The following is a 17836-nucleotide window of genomic DNA, read 5'->3' as shown; positions in this document are numbered from 1 at the left end:
AGAAACTGTAACAAAATAGAATAACAGTAATCTATATTATAACAATTTGTTTTTTTGACGCCAACTAAATTAAATATCGAACAGCTTGTTGAGCTTTGTAAATCTGGAAACCAATCTGCACAATTGGAAATATATAACAGATATTATAAAGCCATGTACAATGCTTCTTTTAGAATTGTAAAAGATAGTTTTGAAGCAGAAGATATTATGCAAGATTCATTTTTAATGGCTTTTACAAAACTAAAGAGTCTTAAAGAATCAAAAATATTTGGAGCCTGGTTAAAACGAATTGTTATAAATAATAGCATTTATCATTATAAAAAGAATAACAAAAACAACGAAGTTCCTTTAGATGATATTTTATATAAGATAGAAGATGACAATAATGGTATAGAAAGCAATTACGAATTTGCAAATATAAAAGTGAAGCAAATTTTAAACACTATGAAGTCCTTAAAAGATAATTATAGAATTGCTTTAACCTTAAATTTAATTGAAGGTTACGATTACGAAGAAATAAGTAATATTTTAAACATTACCAATACTAATTGTAGAGCAACGATTTCTAGAGCTAAAGAAAGCTTAAGAACAAAATTACAAATGGTTTATGAATAAAAATACTATAGAACAACTGTTTAAAAAACATGAAAATGATTTCGATATAGAAAATCCGGGATCAAATCATAGGGAACGCTTTTTAAACAAATTAAATAAACAAGGCGAGCTACAACTAATTAAAGTTGGTAAACAAAGGCGTCGTTTATGGAAACCATTAATTGGTGTAGCCGCTTCTGTAATTTTGTTAGTGACACTTTTTATAGGTTCTCAGCAAGATTCAAGCTATAGAGAATTAGCCAGTGTATCACCTAAAATGGCAGAAACAGAAGACTTCTTTACATTAACTATAGCAGAAGAATTAAGTAAAATCAAGAATGAAGATTCTCCTAAAACTCAAGCCCTAATTCAAGACACTATGGCACGTATGAAGATATTGGAAGAGGATTATGAATCTTTAAAAATAGATTTAACAGAAAGCGGAGATGATAGTCGTGTTATCTATGCTATGATTTCCAACTTTCAAAATAGAATAGACATATTAAAAAATGCTTTAGAGCAAATTGAAAACATTAAACAATTAAATAACTCATCACATGAAACGAGCACTACAATTTAAAATATTAATCTTACTTCTTACAGTACCACTGTTTGCCACAGCATCAATAGATGCAAAAGGCAAATACACAAAAAAGAAAACAATCAACAAGGAATACCCTGTAACATCGAATGCTATGTTAAGTATAGATAATAGCTATGGAAATATTGATATTGTTACATGGAATGAAAATAGAGTGGTTTTTGAGATCACCATTACCACTACAGGGAATGATGAAGAAAAAGTACAAGATAAATTAGATGGCATTACTGTAGACTTTGATACCTCATCAAGCTTTGTTTCTGCAAAAACAAAATTTCCGAAAAAATCTGATTCTTGGTGGAATTGGGGGAAAAGAAATAAAGTACATATGAAAATTAACTATATAGTAAAAATACCAATTACAAATAGTATTGATTTAAATAATGACTACGGAACAATCAATGTAGACAAACTTAAAGGTGTTGCAAAAATTAACTGCGACTACGGTAAAATAACGACCAAAGAATTGTTGGCCGATGACAACGATATTAATTTTGATTATACCAATAACTGCCATTTTGAATATATAAAAAGTGGAAAAATAAATGCTGATTATAGTGGTTTTACGGTTTCTAAAACAAATGCATTAAATATTAATGCAGACTATACCAACTCCAAAGTTGAAATAGCAGAAGATGTTAATTACAATTGTGATTATGGTAATATAAACATTGAAAAAGCAAATAACATTACTGGAAATGGCGATTATTTAACAACTATTATTGGTGATGTATATAAAAACGTAAGCCTTAAAGCTGATTATGGCTCTATAAAGATAAAAAGGATGGCTGAGAATGCTGGAAATGTTACAATAAAATCTGATTATGTCGGTATAAAAATAGGTTACGCACCTGCATACCATTTTAATTTTAATATTGATTTAGAATACGGATCCTTAAATAGTGATGGCTTAGAATTCACAAAGAAAATTATAAAATCTACAGATAAACTCTATGCAGGTTATTATGGTAACAAAACATCGGGAAATACTATTAATATAGAATCTGAATACGGAAGTGTGTCTCTTTATAAAAATTAATTCATCAATAATAAATCTTTAAACACATGAAACCGATATGATTAAAATAATTATTAAACTCTCTAGGGAATAATTATTTTATTCATCAAAGGTCGCATGTGACCAATTAAAAACAATAAATATAAACACATGAAAAAATTAATCAAAAAACAAACAGTCTTAATTATAGCGATGTTATTTTTTGCTTCTACATCGTATGCCCAATGGGGAAAATCTATAAAAGGAAACGGTAATGTGAAAATCATAACCAGAACAACCTCTGAATATGATGGTATAAAATGCGCCGGAAACATGGATTTTGTTATTGTAAGTGGTACTGAAGGAAATATTAAAATTGAAGGAGAAGAAAACTTATTAGAACATATAGTCACTGAGGTTAAAAACAATAATTTAATTGTAAAAACAAGAAAAGGCACCAACTTAAAATCTAGCAGAAACAAAACTATAAAAATTACTATTCCATTTAAAGACATAAGTAAAGTCTCTCTTTCAGGTTCTGGAGATTTATGGAACGAAGACACTATAACTACAACTCATTTAGATGTTTCATTAGCTGGCTCTGGAGACGTTATTCTTGACATTAAAGCATCATCTACAAAAGCATCTATATCTGGTTCGGGTGATCTTAAGTTAAAAGGTGACACGAATAATTTAGTAGCTAAAGTAGCGGGATCTGGTGATTTTCACGGTTTCGATTTACAAGCAAACAATACAGAAGTTTCTGTTGCTGGATCTGGAGATGCTAAAGTTGTTAGCAACGAGACTTTAAAAGCAAGGGTAGCTGGATCTGGTGATATTGTTTATAGAGGAAACCCAACAGTAGATTCCAAAGTTGCAGGTTCTGGGAGCATTAGCCAATAAACAAAACTTGTTTACTAAAATATAAATTAAAACTAAAAGCTGTCACATCGAGCGCAGTCGAGATGTCTTAAAAATAAAGACATTAAAAGTTCTCGACTGCATTCGAACGGACATCCAAACGATTTTCAGACCTTTCTTCTTTTAATCAATTTTCGACTCTTTCTTTAGGCACTCTAAAAAGCATCAAAATGCCTGCTAAAAAGAATACAAATAAAAACAGAATGGCATTTCGCATACTTCCAGTTATCTGGTCTATGGTCGCGAAGATTCCCATACCAATAACAATGCCTATTTTCTCTGCTACATCATAAAAACTAAAATAAGATGTGGTATCTTCTGTTTCTGGTAAAAATTTAGAATACGTAGATCGTGCTAAAGATTGTATTCCTCCCATTACTAAACCAACTATGGATGCTGCAATATAAAACTGAAGAGGTGTTTCCATAAAAAAAGCATAAAAACATAATGCCATCCAAATAAAATTAATAGCAATTAACGTTTTAATATTCCCATATTTAGAAGAAGCTTTTGATGTTAGAACTGCTCCAAAAACAGCTACGATTTGTATAACTAAAATACTCACAATCAAACCCATTGTTTTTTCGCTATCTCCTCCCCATGCAATTTCTTCTTCCCCAAAATAAACCGCAATCAACATAATGGTTTGCACTGCCATACTAAAGACAAAAAAGGCATATAAATAACGTTTCAATCTTAAATCTTGTTTTAACTGTTTCCATACGAGTCGCAATTCCTTTAGGCCATTAAAAACAATAGCCCTAGTCACTTTGTGCCCTGAAGATGTTCCTTTTGGTAAAAAATAAAATGAATATTGACTGAATAAAATCCACCATAAACCAACTGTTAGAAAAGAGTATCTCATCATTTGCATTTTATCTGCTCCATCATCCTGGCTCATCACCATTGCTAAATTCACAAGTAATAAAATGACACTTCCAATATACCCCAATGAAAAACCTTTGGCACTAATACTATCTTGTTGCTCAGGAAATGCTATATCTGGCAAATAAGAATTATAAAAAACCAAACTCCCCCAGTACCCTATTAAGCCCATAAAATAAAATAATAAACTTAAATGGATATGCTCTAAATTAAACCAATATAACCCTATACAACCTAGTCCGCCAACGTAGCAGAAAAATTTCATGAAATTTTTCTTATTACCAACATAATCTGCAATACCCGAGAGGATAGGTGACGTAAAAGCGACTACAAGAAAAGTAAATGCAGTAACAAAAGTAATTAATGCCGTACTTTTAAATTCAAACCCAAAAGCCGAAACTTTTTTTATTTCTGAAAGGAACAATGTCGAATAAAATATAGGAAATATGGATGAGGCTATGGTTAAGGTATAAACCGAATTTGCCCAATCGTAAAACGCCCAGGCGTTTAAGAGTTTTTTACTCCCTTTTTCTAGTACTGCCATAATAAAAAAGCTGCCCTTTTATGAGCAGCCCACTAAAATAAATAAATATTTTTATTTCTACGCTAAGAAATTAGTCATAACAAACGAAATTATTATTTAAACGAAGTAACCCCAAACTTTTTAGCTTCCGCTTTAGCTGTAGGTGCTAATGCTTTAAGGTTAGCAATACGAGAATCGTTTGATGGGTGTGTACTTAATATTTCTGGTGGTGCCTTTCCACCACTATTTGCCTTCATACGCTTCCATAATTCTGAAGCTTCATCTGGGTTATAACCAGCAATCGCCATTAAGTACAAACCAATTTTATCTGCTTCAGTTTCATGACTTCTACTAAAAGGCAGCATCACACCTACTTGCGTTCCAACACCATAATATTGATTAAATGCATTCCTAGATTTTTCATCTTTAATAGCAACATTTCCAGCAACTGCCAGACCTTGTTGTACATAAGCAGCACTCATACGTTGTTGTCCATGATTTGCCAGTGCATGTGCTACCTCATGCCCCATAATAGCTGCCACTCCTGTTTCCCCTTTTGCTATAGGTAAAATACCTGTATAAAATACTATTTTACCTCCAGGCATGCACCAGGCATTAACCGTTTTATCATCAACTAAATTATATTCCCATTTATAGTCTTTTAAATAGCCTTGATATCCATTAGCATTTAACCAACGTTCTGCAGCTACGGCAATGCGCTGCCCTACTCTGGTTATCATCGCAGCATCTTTTGTTCCAGTAACAACTTTATTCTCTGTTAAAAACTGGTCATATTGAGCAAAAGCTGTTGGAAATAATTGAGAATTAGGTACCAAAGCCATAGTCTTTTTACCTGTAAATGGATTTGTAGCACATGATAATATGAATACTACCATCCCAAATACTAAAAGTGCTTTTTTTAATTTCATCATATAAGGTTTATAATTTTTATAAAAATACAAAATTTGTATCTTAATATTTTAGACACCATTGGTTTTTATTGGTCACATTATACAGAATAAAAATATTCAATCAGAAATGTCATGTCCCTTAAATAGATACGACATATTTAGAGTAAAGAACTCAAACCATATGAAAAAGATAATCCTATTATGTTTAACGATTGTGCTGTATAACTGTAATGGTAATGCTCAAAAAACAGCACAGAAAACAGAGCAAAAAGCCTATAAAGTTTCCAAAACTGACAGCGAATGGAAAGCACAGTTATCTAAAATGGAATATTATGTACTAAGAAAAGCTGGAACAGAACGCCCCTTTTCAAGTCCTTTAAATAAAAATTACAAAGCGGGTACTTATGTATGCGCCGCATGCAATACACCTCTATTTAAAAGTGAACATAAATTTGATTCTGGTACGGGCTGGCCAAGTTTTGACAGAGAAATTAAAGGTCATGTAGCTTTTGGCTCAGATAATAAATTAGGGTATTCGCGTGATGAAGAACATTGTGCGACTTGTGGTGGTCATTTAGGGCATGTTTTTAATGATGGACCAATAAATACTACTGGGAAACGTCATTGTATTAACGGTGTGGCTTTAAAGTTTATTCCTAAAGAATAAATCATAAAATTGTTAAAAAAAATTGCAAATTTGGGTTTTAAAAATAGATAGAGTATTTTTAAAACATGCAAACATCCTATCTATCCAGTATTATTAAACAATTTGAATATTATAAAAGTTTAGGTGATAAAGTTTTTAATCAACTTAGTATAGAAGAACTTCAAAAAGAATTTGCAGAAGACTCTAATTCAATTGCTATTATCGTCAAGCATCTTACTGGCAATATGTTAAGCAGATGGACTCATTTTTTAACCGAAGATGGTGAAAAAGAATGGAGACAGCGCGATTTAGAATTTGAAGATACTTACACTTCAAAAGAGGTCCTTGTTAAAGATTGGAACAAAGGTTGGAACTGTTTATTTGATGCTATTACGTCATTATCCGAAACCGACTTGGAACGTATTATCTATATTCGAAATCAAGGCCATACGGTTACAGAAGCTATTAATAGACAATTAGCGCACTATTCCTATCATATTGGTCAAATTGTTTTTCTTGGAAAACTGGTAAAGGGTAAAAACTGGAAATCTTTATCCATTCCAAAAGGAGATTCTTCCAAATACAATGCTAAAAAGTTTAGTAAAGAAAAAGGAAGGCGTCATTTTACAGATGATTTATAAACGTTTCTTCAAAATAGCATCGACTTCTTCAGCACTTGGGTTAACTGCTAATACCTCACCAGAACCTGCGATAAGAAACATCCCGCCGCCGCCATTCATAACATTATATTTTTCCCAAATACCATTTTGTTTATCAAGCTCAATAAGTTGTTGCCATTCCCATTGCTCTTTTTTCATAAATTTATGATATCTATCTAAGCTTTTAAATTCACCAGCTACTCCTAAAATGGTAAAGCCTTTATTTTTATATTTTTCGTAAATGGGTTTAACTAATCGTGTTTTAGCAATACATGGTCCGCACCATGTAGCCCATAAATCTAGAAGCACCACTTTATTTTTTTCTAAAACAGATTTAAATTCAAATGTATTTCCATTAACATCTGTAGCGGTAAAATTTACATATTGTCCACCTGGTTTTAAACCTTTTAAAGCGTGTAGTAGATTAACTCCCAGTTTAGTGTAAGAGTGGTTTGAAAACTTTTCCTTTAAAACCTTAAAAGCATTTCTTATTAAGGCTTCATCAACATTATTATATTTAATCCCCATCAAATCTTCAATCACCATGTGAAATGATACCTCATCAAGGTTATTAATAATGTAGTCATATTTATCTTTCAAATAAGCATCAAATAATATTTTATCCTTTGCATACTTCTCTTTGCCTAATTCGCTTTTATCTAAACCGCTTTTTCGTAAGCTTTCCATTTCTTTATAAACTGGAACTTTTTCTTCTTGAGTTTTAGCGTTTTTTAACTTTGTTATAACTTCGTGATAAGCTTCAGAAAAAAATTGCTCTCTTGGAATATCCTTATACTCTTCTTCTATAGATTTATATTTATCATAAAATTCCTCCTTGATTGTAGTATTGAAATGATTTAATTTATGATTCAATTTTCCGCCTTCAATTTTATTCTCCAAAAACTTTTCTGAATCGTTAAGCTTCAATTTCAAGGTACCATTTTCAGAAAAAAAAGTTATGGGCATCATTGCTCCTTTATAAAATTCTTCTTCAAAGATTAATTCAAAAGCTAAAATTTCATCAGAATTAAGGATGTATTCAAATTCCCCATCTATGATAGGGATCGTAGCTATTTTATCATGACGTGCATCATCAAAAGCTTTAACTAATAATAAATTTTTGCTATTAGGTCTATCGATTACTTCTCCATATATTGAGGTTTTAATGGTAGTTTCATTTTGAGCAAAAAGCATTTCAAAAGAAAGCACAAAAAGTAAAGCAAAGAAATTTTTATAAAAAATCATAATAGGTAAGATTATTCAGTAAATATAACAGTTTTTAAGGTTTAATTTTTAGACCTTTTCTTAAAAGGTCTGATGATTAAACGGGCTTCCCTATCAAATCGCACATAATTATATACCCAATTAATAAAAACCACCATCCTATTTCTAAAACCTATCAGAAAAAAGAGGTGGACAAACATCCAAACATACCAGGCAAAAACACCTTGAAACTTAAAACGCTTTAAATCTACCACTGCTTTATTTCTTCCTATGGTTGCCATAACACCTTTATTTTTATAAGCGAATGGTTTCATAGGCTGTTTTTCAATGAATCGTAGAATATTCTCCCCTAGCTGATCCCCTTGTTGAATAGCAGGTTGTGCCATCATTGGTAAGCCTATTGGGTATTCATCACTTATCATACATGCCACGTCTCCGATGGCAAAAATATGATCGAATCCTTTTAATTGGTTAAATTCATTGACTAAAAACCTATTGCCTCTAGTTACAAACTTTTCGCCATCCAACCCTTTTATAGTAGCACCTTTTACACCAGCTGCCCAAATTAAAGTTGCAGTTTCAAAAGTTAAATCGGTATTGGTGGTTACAGTTTTTCCATCATAGTTACTTACCCTTACATTCTTCCAAACATTAACCCCCAATTTCTCTAAAAAATCTTCAGCTTTTCGTGAAGCATTGGCACTCATGCCCTTTAAAATACAATTGCCAGATTGAACCACATGAATTTGCGCTAACCGTGTATCCAAATCTGGGTAATCCTTTGGTAAAATGCCTTTTTTTATTTCAGCCAAAGCACCTGCTAACTCAACACCTGTAGGACCACCTCCCACAATCACAAAATTCATAAGTGCATTTCTTTCGTTTAAATCTGAAGTTAGCAAAGCATCTTCAAAATTCTCTAGAATTAAACTTCTCAAGTTAAGAGATTGCGGTATGGTTTTCATGGCCATACTATATTTTTCTATGTCTGTATTCCCAAAATAATTAGTTTTAGAACCAGAAGCTACCACTAAATAATCAAACTTAAGTTTTCCTATATTAGTAATGACCTTATTTTTTATAAGATCGACTTCCTCAACATCCGCCAATCTAAAATGAAAATTAGGGAAGTCTTTCAATATTTTTCTAATTGGATAAGCTATAGAATCTGGTTCCAGTCCACCAGTAGAAACCTGATATAATAAAGGCTGAAATGTGTGATAGTTATTCTTATCTAATAAAACGACCTGAAGATCTTGCTTCGACAATTTCTTAGCCAAAGCAACCCCCGCAAAGCCACCTCCAATAATAACAATTCGAGGAAAACTTGTTCTTGTTATGTTCATAAGCAGACTCTTAGTCTTTTAATAAGTTTTATCAAATTCGTAATAAAAAAACCAAGCCATTATTAAAACATTGGTTATGCTTATTTTGTATATAAATGCTTGTAATGCAAAGGTAATACAAAGATGTAAATTTTAAAGCTTTCTAAATTCTTTATTCGAATTCGATTTTGTAAATTTGTAGCCTAAAAAATCACACATGAGTAAATACGATATTATTGTTCTTGGTAGCGGCCCAGGGGGCTATGTTACTGCTATTAGAGCGTCACAATTAGGTTTTAAAACTGCTATTATTGAAAAAGAAAATCTTGGTGGTATATGCTTAAATTGGGGTTGTATCCCAACAAAAGCGTTATTAAAATCTGCCCAGGTATTTGAATATCTTAAGCATGCAGGAGATTATGGGCTTACTGTTAAAGATTTCGATAAAGATTTTGATGCCGTTATAAAACGTAGTCGTGGTGTTGCAGATGGCATGAGTAAGGGTATTGAGTTTTTAATGAAAAAAAATAAAATTGACGTTATTAATGGTTTTGGAAAACTTAAACCTGGGAAAAAGGTTGATGTTGACGGAACAGAATATAGCGCTGATAATATAATTATTGCAACAGGCGCTCGATCTCGCGAATTACCAAGTTTACCACAAGACGGGAAAAAGGTAATTGGTTATAGAGAAGCTATGAGTTTACCAAAACAGCCAAAGAAGATGATCGTTGTTGGTTCTGGTGCTATTGGTGTTGAGTTTGCATATTTTTATAATTCTATGGGAACTGAGGTGACCGTTGTTGAATATTTACCTAATGTAGTACCTGTTGAAGACGAGGAGGTTTCTAAGCAATTAGAACGTTCGTTTAAGAAAAGTGGTATAAAAATTATGACTTCTGCCGAAGTGACTTCTGTTGATACTTCTGGAAAAGGTGTCAAAGCTACGGTAAAGACTAAAAAAGGAGAAGAAGTTCTTGAAGCTGACATTATTCTATCTGCTGTTGGTATAAAATCAAATATTGAAAATATTGGACTAGAAGATGTAGGTATCGTTATAGATAGAGACAAGATTATTGTTAACGATTTTTATCAAACTAATATCCCAGGCTATTATGCCATTGGTGATGTGACTCCTGGCCAAGCTTTGGCACATGTCGCTTCTGCTGAGGGTATATTATGTGTTGAAAAATTAGCGGGACAACATGTAGAGGCTTTAGATTATGGAAATATTCCTGGTTGTACCTATTGTTCACCAGAAATTGCCAGTGTAGGTTTAACCGAGAAACAAGCTAAAGAAAAAGGCTTAGATATTAAAGTTGGAAAATTCCCATTCTCAGCTTCTGGTAAAGCCAGTGCAGGTGGAAATAAAGATGGCTTTGTAAAAGTGATTTTTGATGCAAAATATGGAGAATGGCTAGGTTGCCATATGATTGGCGCTGGTGTTACCGACATGATTGCCGAAGCTGTTTTAGGTAGAAAACTAGAAACTACTGGGCACGAAGTGTTAAAAGCAGTACATCCACACCCAACTATGAGTGAAGCTGTTATGGAGGCGGTTGCAGATGCTTATGATGAAGTGATTCATTTATAATGCCCCACCTAGCCTCCCCAAAGGGGGAGGAACTTTCACTCGGTTGAATAGGGCACGATTATAATTATAGTGTAAAATAATAAAAATGCGATTCTTAAACATTTAAGAATCGCATTTTTATTATTATAGTTTTGAGTAAGCGTTCCTCCCCTTCGGGGAGGCTAGGTGGGGCTTTCTAAAAACTCTGAATAGCTAATTCATAACTTTGTAAGCCAAAACCAAGAATAACGCCTCTGGCATTAGGAGAAATATAGGATTGATGTCTAAACTCTTCTCTATTAAAAGTATTTGAGATGTGTACTTCTACCACAGGAGTGTCTATGGCTTTAATCGCATCACCAATGCCGACAGATGTATGTGTATAAGCAGCGGCATTTAAAATAATGCCATCATGGTTAAAACCAACTTCATGTAATTTATCAATGAGCTCTCCTTCAATATTAGATTGAAAATAATCAATCTCTACATGAGTATATTTTTGTTTAACTTGTTCCAAAAACTCAGTAAATGATAAACTTCCATAAATATTAGGTTCTCTTTTTCCTAGCAAGTTTAGATTTGGACCGTTAATTATTATCAATTTCTTCATGAAGTAAAAATAATAAAAAATTTCTTGAAACGAACTATCCTCAAAGCAAGGTTATAGAGGTATTTCGCTTGTTTTATACCCAATCAAGTTGAGCACAGGTTTTTATTTTTCTGGTCAAAAAATCGAAATTCTTTTATTTAGATTACTCATGCATTTTATTTCATTAAATAGAAAATCGTGAATGCTTTGCATTTCCCGTTTTATTCATTGCTTTCTATTTTAGAATAATGAATTCATGACGGGAATGACAATTTCTACGGAAACCCTGCCTTTGCCGGCAGGCAGGCTCGAGGCTCCGCCTCAGGGAATTCTTTTCGATTAAAAAATTGGGCATAAAAAAACCGAAGTATTAAGCTTCGGTTTTTTATACTCATTTTGTTTACTACCAGGCATAACCCAAACCAAACCCAAAAGTTGGTAACGTTCCACTAGCTTTAAATAAATCTTGTGTTGATGTTGATGTACCATCTGTAAAATCATAGTCAAATGACTTATAACTAGCTCCGATATTTAAATCTAAAGAGAATCCACTATCCCAAACCCATTGGTGTCCAACTTTTAAACCACCACCAATGGCAGTAAAGTCAAACTCTTCATCATTAGAACCACCACCAAAGAAACCATCTTCAATTTCTGTTTTACCATTTTGATATGAAACAACAGCGCCTCCATACCATCCATCAAGTACATCGTCAAAATAATATCTGTACTGAAGCCCAGCTCCAAATGAAGAATATTTTATATCTCCAAGTTTAAAACCTCCAATAGCGGCACTAATGATACCAGAAGTGTGTTCACCTAAAACTCTCTCATAAGAGACCAGGTCCGTACCTCCTAAAACAGCTAAAGGGTTCACTTTGATTACATTCTCCTGAGCATTAACGTTTGATAATGTAAATACTGCAATAGCAGCACATAATAATAATTTTTTCATAATAGATTTTAGTTTTATTGATTTGCAGGTTGAAATCAAAATTGGTGCCACAAATGTTAAATAAAACATAAGATATTAAGTGTTTTTTTCTTACCAATTGATTGCCAGATTTATAACCTAAAAAAAAAGAAGCCTATTGGCTCCTTAATAAACAATATGCAGTAAGTTCTATTTAAACCTATATCCTAAACCAACAAAAAGACTACTTAATTTTCTGGTAATTCCACTAGGTGCATCTTCAATTAAATTAGCTAAACCAAAATTATATCTAGCTTCTACAAATAGCCCATCCACACTCCTATTAATATAAATATCGTAAGCAGCACCTATTTCAATTCCGTAATTAAAAGACTTAAATCCATCATTAACATCAAGTAAGTAACCAAAACTTGGGCCTGCAAGTATATTAAACACATCAGACACTTCATATTTAACCATAAGTGGAATACTTATCTGATTTAAGTCTTCTACTGCAATATAAAGTAGTTCAGGTCTAAAAGTAAGCCCATCAAAAACTCCAATCTCTGCAAACCCACCTACATAAAATCCGGTTTCAGAATTTGTTATACTGAACGTTTGATTTTTAACTTTTAATGACGCAAAACTTACGCCTGCTTTTCCTCCAAATTGAATTTCTTGAGCATTTATGTTTAACAGCCCAAATAATACAATAACAGTACATAATAATGTTCTTTTCATAATAAATTTGGTTTAATTGATTTTTAATTTGAATATAACTAACGTAGATATTTTAATTAAGTTTTATATTACTTAGTTATTTCTATAATTTATAGCATAAAAAAGGAAGCCGTTTAGGGCTTCCTTTAAATAATATATAGTTTATTTTCTAATTAGAATCTATATCCTAAACCAACAAAAAATCCGCTTAATTTAGTAGAAGTTCCGCTAGGCGCATTTTCAATTAAATTAGCTAAACCAATATTGTATCTGGCTTCAACAAATAGTTCTTCAGTAATATCATAAGCAGCTCCTGCTTCAATACCGTAATTAAAAGACTTTACTCCATCAGCAGTATCAAGTAAAATACCTAAAGCTGGTCCGGCAAGTACATCTAATTTTTCAGAGACTCCAAATTTCGCCATAAGTGGAATAGCTATTTGATCTAAATTGTCTACTGCAACATAAAGAACTTCTGGTTGAAAACTAAAAGCATCTGAAATTCCAATTTCAGCAAAAGCACCTACATAAAATCCCGTCTCAGAAACGGTAACACTGACTATTCCTCCTTTTAATTTTTGTGATGCAGCATCAATACCTGCTTTAACACCAAATTTTGTTTCTTGAGCATTCATGCTTGATAATCCAAATACTGCAACAGCAGCACAAAGTAGTAATTTCTTCATAAGATAAAATTGTTTTTAATTTTTGATTGGGACAAATAAAACTCATTTTTATTTATCGTAAAAAGAAATTTGTAAAAAAACAGTGTTTAGACGATTTAATATGCTTTTTATCGGATTTACAAGAATATGCGTATTTTTATTTTTACAAATTATGAAGTAATAAACTTACGAAATTACTATGATTCGGGTATAAGAAAAAGAAAAATCATCTATAAATATGCTTTTTTAGGCAAACAAAATAAAAAGGAAATGTTTAGTTCCTTCTTTATTACTCATTAGTATTTAATCTAAAATTAAAATAATTAGTGTGACCTGTTTAGACACCTACATCAAACATCTCTAATATATATCCCAAATCAACAGTTATTGCAAAAGTGATCAAATCTCCAACATTACCAATAGGAATACCTTCATTGATAATTGCTTTAAAATGGTTTTTGACAATTTACACTGTCAACAAAATAATAAATTTATTTAACATCCATCAAAAAGACTGATAATGATATGATTAAACAAAAATGCATGTAATTCTTTATTCAATTTACAAAAGTAGAAATCCAAAGATTTACTTTATTTTTACAAAATATGAAATGGGAGCACGCACTTAAAGACTATAAATTGTATCTAAAAATTGAGAGAGGTCTATCAGAAAATTCCATAGAAAACTATTCACGTGATGTTAAAAAGCTAATTAACTATTTAGAAAATCATGAGATCAGTGAATCTCCAATTACGATTACTAAAGAAGTAGTTCAGGGGTTTATATATGAAGTAGCTAAAAGCGTCAATGCTCGTTCACAATCGCGCTTAATTTCTGGTTTACGCAGTTTTTTTAGCTATTTAATCTTTGAGGATTATATGACTTCTAACCCCTTAGAACTTATTGAATCACCAAAAATTGGTAGAAAGTTACCTGATACGTTAAGTGAAGAAGAAATTGATATTATTATAAATGCTATAGATTTAAGTAAACCTGAAGGAGAACGCAATCGTGCTATGTTAGAAACACTTTATGGGTGTGGGTTGCGAGTCAGCGAGCTCATTAATCTTAAGATTTCTGATTTGTTTTTTGATGAAGGCTTTATAAAAGTTACTGGTAAAGGTGACAAACAACGCTTTGTGCCAATTATAGATATCACTCAAAAATATATTAACATATATAGAAAAGAAATCCGAAATCATTTAAATATTCAAGCTGGCTACGAAGACACACTCTTTTTAAACAGAAGAGGCAAACAACTTACCAGAGCAATGATTTTTACCATTATTAAGCGTTTGGCAGAGAAAATCGGACTCAAAAAAAATATCTCTCCACATACTTTCAGACATTCGTTTGCTACTCATTTATTACAAAATGATGCAGATCTCAGGTCTATACAATTAATGCTTGGCCATGAAAGTATAACCACTACCGAAATATATGTACATTTAGATAAAAGTCACTTAACCGAGGTGGTAGAAAAGTATCATCCTAGGAAATAGTTGTTGGCTGTTAGCTGTTGGCAAGAATAAAAAACCCAGCTTCTGCTGGATTTTTTATTCTTAAATATAATGTACTATTATAATCTATTTAGGTATTGTTCATGAGATTCCTGTTTTCACAGGAATACATTACTTAGCAATATTAACTGCTCTGGTTTCTCTAATTACAGTTACTTTAACTTGACCTGGATAGGTCATATCTGTTTGCACCTTTTGTGATATACTGAACGATAAATCTGCTGCTTTTTGATCATCTACTTTTTCACTTTCAACAATAACCCTCAATTCTCTACCTGCTTGAATAGCATAAGCTTTTTTAACTCCTGTAAAACCAAAAGCAATATCTTCTAAATCTTTTAAACGTTGAATATAACTATCGAGTACTTGACGACGTGCTCCAGGACGCGCTCCAGAAATGGCATCACAAACTTGTATAATTGGAGCTAATAAAGATTTCATTTCAATTTCATCATGATGCGCTCCAATAGCGTTACATACATCTGCTTTTTCACCAAATTTTTCAGCCCATTGCATCCCAAGAATAGCGTGTGGTGTTTCCATATCTGCTTCCGCATCTGGCACTTTTCCGATATCATGTAATAATCCAGCGCGTTTAGCAAGTTTTGGGTTGAGTCCTAATTCTGCTGCCATAACACCACAAAGTTTTGCAACTTCACGTGAGTGCTGTAACAAGTTTTGGCCATAAGAGGAACGGTATTTCATACGTCCCACCATCTTAATAAGCTCTGGGTTCAAATTATGTATCCCAAGATCAATTACTGTACGTTTTCCAACTTCAATAATTTCTTGTTCTATTTGTTTTTGAGTTTTCTTTACAATCTCTTCAATACGTGCAGGGTGAATTCTACCGTCAGTGACTAATTTATGTAATGACAAACGTGCAATTTCTCTTCTTACAGAATCAAAGCATGATAGTATAATAGCTTCTGGTGTATCGTCAACTATAATCTCAACACCTGTTGCAGCTTCAATAGCACGAATGTTCCGACCTTCTCTACCAATAATACGCCCTTTAACATCATCCGATTCTATATTGAATACAGACACACAGTTATCAACAGCTTCTTCTGTTCCTATACGTTGTATGGTATTTATAATAACTTTTTTTGCTTCTTGTTCTGCCGTTAATTTAGCCTCTTCTAAAGAGCTTTGAATGTAAGCCATGGCATCATTTTTAGCTTCACCTTTTAAAGACTCTACTAATTGTTCTTTAGCTTCTTCTGCAGAAAGGCTCGAAATGACCTCTAATTGTTGCACTTGATTTTTATGAAGCTTATCAAGTTCCTCTTGTCTTTTTTCAAGAACATCAAGTCTATGATTATAGCCCTTTATTTTACCGTCTAAACTTTCATTAAGTTTTTTCCCTTTTGAAAGTTCGTTTGATATTTGCGATTCTTTATCACGTGTACGTTTTTCGGCTTCGGCCATTTTCTTATCTCTAGATAAGATAACTTTTTCATGCTCAGACTTGAGCTCTATAAATTTTTCTTTGGCTTGAAGAATTTTATCTTTTTTAAGCCTTTCTCCTTCACTTTTAGCCTCTTTTAGAATTAGATCTGCATTTTTCTTTGCTTCTTTTACAAGTTTAGAAGCATTATTTTTTTCAAGCCTCTTTGTTATAATAAAACCTATGATGAGTCCTAAAATAACACCTCCTACTGCATATATAATTGAGTTGTCCATTGTATTTAGTTAGTTTTTGTATATAAAAAAGCCTACACTGGTATAAAGTTTTGTATAAACCCCTTAAAAACAAGTTTAGGGCTAACAAGCTGATCAAGGGTCTGCTCAAGTATCTAAAATAAATCAGTACTAGCAGCATGCTTTTACAACTTAAACTCACCCTTTTTAAAGAATTAACGTTGAGTTTATCAAAAAAAATAACCAATGTAGGCAGTAACTTTTTAGTTTATTTTAAAGAACGTTTAAGAGATCAAATAAGAATGTAATAAATCATTAAGCGCATTTAGCTTATCTTCTACATGCTCATTTACATTATCTTTATTAATTGAATCCTGTTCTACTTGAGATGCAAATTGTAACGCGCACATGGCCAATACATCTTGTTTATCTCTAACAGAATAACTTTGCTCAAATTGCTTTATCATCGCTTCAATGTTCTTAGCCGCTTTACGCAATCCTTCTTCTTGATTTGCTTCAATCGTTAAAGGATATACTCTATTAGCTATAGATAGCTTTATTTTAAGCTTTTCTGGCATTGAATTTATGTTACACTAATCTGAGAGTTGAGCAATACAATAGTCTATTTCTCTTATTAGTGCGTTTATTTTAAGCTTAGTTTCTCTTTTATTATCGTCACTACCAAGTATTGTATTTGCTAATTTTAAAGCCTCAAATTTCTCTTCCCAACTTGCAATATGCAATTTTTGGTTTTGAATTTCTTTTTTCGAAACTTCCAATTCTTCGTTTAATTTGGAATTAGCAAGTTTTAAAAGCTCTAATTTGTGTAATACTTTACTAATTTTGTTTTCTAAAGAATCTACAATATCTTCAATATTACTCATTTACAAATTTCAATACTTATAACACAAAGTTAACATACCTG

19 protein-coding genes and 1 other RNA gene are annotated in these 17836 nt (G+C 32.2%); 8 read left to right on the top strand and 12 right to left on the bottom strand.

Translation table 11 applies throughout. From position 1 onward, the window contains the following. The first annotated feature begins 54 nt into the window (after window positions 1-54). From Q4Q47_RS20755 to Q4Q47_RS20740, 4 genes are all read left to right on the top strand, one after another. Window positions 55-615 (top strand): RNA polymerase sigma factor, encoded by a 561-nt coding sequence (locus Q4Q47_RS20755; RefSeq protein WP_303308650.1) that lies wholly within the window; start codon window positions 55-57, stop codon window positions 613-615. Then, window positions 608-1174, top strand: coding sequence for a hypothetical protein (locus tag Q4Q47_RS20750; RefSeq protein WP_303308649.1), 567 nt, complete (start codon window positions 608-610; stop codon window positions 1172-1174). Before Q4Q47_RS20755 ends, Q4Q47_RS20750 begins: the two co-directional genes overlap by 8 nt. Next, window positions 1152-2234 carry a DUF4097 family beta strand repeat-containing protein gene (locus Q4Q47_RS20745; RefSeq protein WP_303308648.1) on the top strand — a complete coding sequence of 361 codons (1083 nt, stop codon included), beginning with the start codon at window positions 1152-1154 and terminating at the stop codon, window positions 2232-2234. The genes Q4Q47_RS20750 and Q4Q47_RS20745 overlap by 23 nt, the downstream gene beginning before the upstream one ends. Window positions 2235-2363: 129 nt before the next feature. After that, window positions 2364-3095, top strand: coding sequence for a head GIN domain-containing protein (locus Q4Q47_RS20740; RefSeq protein ID WP_303308647.1), 732 nt, complete (start codon window positions 2364-2366; stop codon window positions 3093-3095). Between the two features lie 145 nt (window positions 3096-3240). Here Q4Q47_RS20740 and Q4Q47_RS20735 read toward each other — a convergent pair whose 3' ends face one another. Together Q4Q47_RS20735 and Q4Q47_RS20730 are read right to left on the bottom strand one after the other, a co-directional pair. Further along, window positions 3241-4542 carry an MFS transporter gene (locus tag Q4Q47_RS20735; protein ID WP_303308646.1) on the bottom strand — a complete coding sequence of 434 codons (1302 nt, stop codon included), beginning with the start codon at window positions 4540-4542 and terminating at the stop codon, window positions 3241-3243. A 92-nt stretch (window positions 4543-4634) separates the two neighbouring features. After that, window positions 4635-5450 carry a M48 family metallopeptidase gene (locus Q4Q47_RS20730; RefSeq protein ID WP_303309172.1) on the bottom strand — a complete coding sequence of 272 codons (816 nt, stop codon included), beginning with the start codon at window positions 5448-5450 and terminating at the stop codon, window positions 4635-4637. 163 nt (window positions 5451-5613) lie between these two features. Here Q4Q47_RS20730 and msrB point away from each other — a divergent pair, with 163 nt between their 5' ends. After that, a complete protein-coding gene (msrB, locus tag Q4Q47_RS20725) occupies window positions 5614-6099 on the top strand; it encodes a peptide-methionine (R)-S-oxide reductase MsrB (RefSeq protein WP_303308645.1) in 486 nt (161 codons plus the stop codon). A gap of 65 nt (window positions 6100-6164) precedes the next feature. After that, window positions 6165-6719 carry a DUF1572 family protein gene (locus tag Q4Q47_RS20720; RefSeq protein ID WP_303308644.1) on the top strand — a complete coding sequence of 185 codons (555 nt, stop codon included), beginning with the start codon at window positions 6165-6167 and terminating at the stop codon, window positions 6717-6719. Here the strand turns inward: Q4Q47_RS20720 and Q4Q47_RS20715 are convergent. Together Q4Q47_RS20715 and Q4Q47_RS20710 are read right to left on the bottom strand one after the other, a co-directional pair. Beyond that, the gene (locus Q4Q47_RS20715; RefSeq protein ID WP_303308643.1) at window positions 6714-7982 is read right to left on the bottom strand and encodes a redoxin domain-containing protein; all 1269 of its coding nucleotides are present in this window, start codon (window positions 7980-7982) and stop codon (window positions 6714-6716) included. The two genes, Q4Q47_RS20720 and Q4Q47_RS20715, sit on opposite strands and share 6 nt — an antisense overlap. Before the next feature lie 41 nt (window positions 7983-8023). Continuing rightward, window positions 8024-9307, bottom strand: a complete 1284-nt coding sequence (locus Q4Q47_RS20710) for an NAD(P)/FAD-dependent oxidoreductase (RefSeq protein WP_303308642.1) — start codon at window positions 9305-9307, stop codon at window positions 8024-8026. 196 nt (window positions 9308-9503) lie between these two features. Between Q4Q47_RS20710 and lpdA the strand changes: the two genes are divergently transcribed. Next, window positions 9504-10880 (top strand): dihydrolipoyl dehydrogenase, encoded by a 1377-nt coding sequence (gene lpdA / locus Q4Q47_RS20705; RefSeq protein ID WP_303308641.1) that lies wholly within the window; start codon window positions 9504-9506, stop codon window positions 10878-10880. 175 nt (window positions 10881-11055) lie between these two features. Here the strand turns inward: lpdA and aroQ are convergent, their stop codons facing one another. The 4 genes from aroQ to Q4Q47_RS20685 form a co-directional block, all read right to left on the bottom strand. Continuing rightward, on the bottom strand, window positions 11056-11469 hold the full coding sequence (gene aroQ, locus Q4Q47_RS20700) for a type II 3-dehydroquinate dehydratase (RefSeq protein ID WP_303308640.1): 414 nt from the start codon (window positions 11467-11469) through the stop codon (window positions 11056-11058). A 382-nt stretch (window positions 11470-11851) separates the two neighbouring features. Next, window positions 11852-12403, bottom strand: coding sequence for a DUF3575 domain-containing protein (locus Q4Q47_RS20695; protein ID WP_303308639.1), 552 nt, complete (start codon window positions 12401-12403; stop codon window positions 11852-11854). Between the two features lie 168 nt (window positions 12404-12571). Next, entirely contained in the window at window positions 12572-13102 is a 531-nt protein-coding gene (locus Q4Q47_RS20690) for a porin family protein (RefSeq protein WP_303308638.1), read from the bottom strand. A 152-nt stretch (window positions 13103-13254) separates the two neighbouring features. Beyond that, window positions 13255-13767, bottom strand: a complete 513-nt coding sequence (locus Q4Q47_RS20685; protein ID WP_303308637.1) for a porin family protein — start codon at window positions 13765-13767, stop codon at window positions 13255-13257. A 585-nt stretch (window positions 13768-14352) separates the two neighbouring features. Here Q4Q47_RS20685 and xerD point away from each other — a divergent pair. Continuing rightward, window positions 14353-15249 carry a site-specific tyrosine recombinase XerD gene (xerD, locus tag Q4Q47_RS20680; protein ID WP_303308636.1) on the top strand — a complete coding sequence of 299 codons (897 nt, stop codon included), beginning with the start codon at window positions 14353-14355 and terminating at the stop codon, window positions 15247-15249. Window positions 15250-15378: 129 nt separating this feature from the next. On the opposite strand, the gene rny is transcribed toward xerD, so the two are convergent. The 4 genes from rny to Q4Q47_RS20660 all read right to left on the bottom strand — a co-directional run bounded on the left by rny (window position 15379) and on the right by Q4Q47_RS20660 (window position 17795). Beyond that, window positions 15379-16953, bottom strand: a complete 1575-nt coding sequence (gene rny, locus Q4Q47_RS20675; protein WP_303308635.1) for a ribonuclease Y — start codon at window positions 16951-16953, stop codon at window positions 15379-15381. A gap of 56 nt (window positions 16954-17009) precedes the next feature. Next, window positions 17010-17138: non-coding RNA, 6S RNA (ssrS, locus tag Q4Q47_RS20670), on the bottom strand. Between the two features lie 57 nt (window positions 17139-17195). Further along, window positions 17196-17489, bottom strand: a complete 294-nt coding sequence (locus Q4Q47_RS20665) for a cell division protein ZapA (protein ID WP_303308634.1) — start codon at window positions 17487-17489, stop codon at window positions 17196-17198. Window positions 17490-17504: 15 nt separating this feature from the next. Further along, complete coding sequence (locus tag Q4Q47_RS20660; RefSeq protein WP_303308633.1) at window positions 17505-17795, bottom strand: hypothetical protein; 291 nt, start codon at window positions 17793-17795, stop codon at window positions 17505-17507. Window positions 17796-17836: the final 41 nt, after the last annotated feature.

This window comes from Flavivirga spongiicola (assembly GCF_030540825.1).
GTDB classification, from domain to species: Bacteria; Bacteroidota; Bacteroidia; order Flavobacteriales; family Flavobacteriaceae; genus Flavivirga; species Flavivirga spongiicola.
This window is presented reverse-complemented; position numbering and strand designations above follow the sequence as displayed.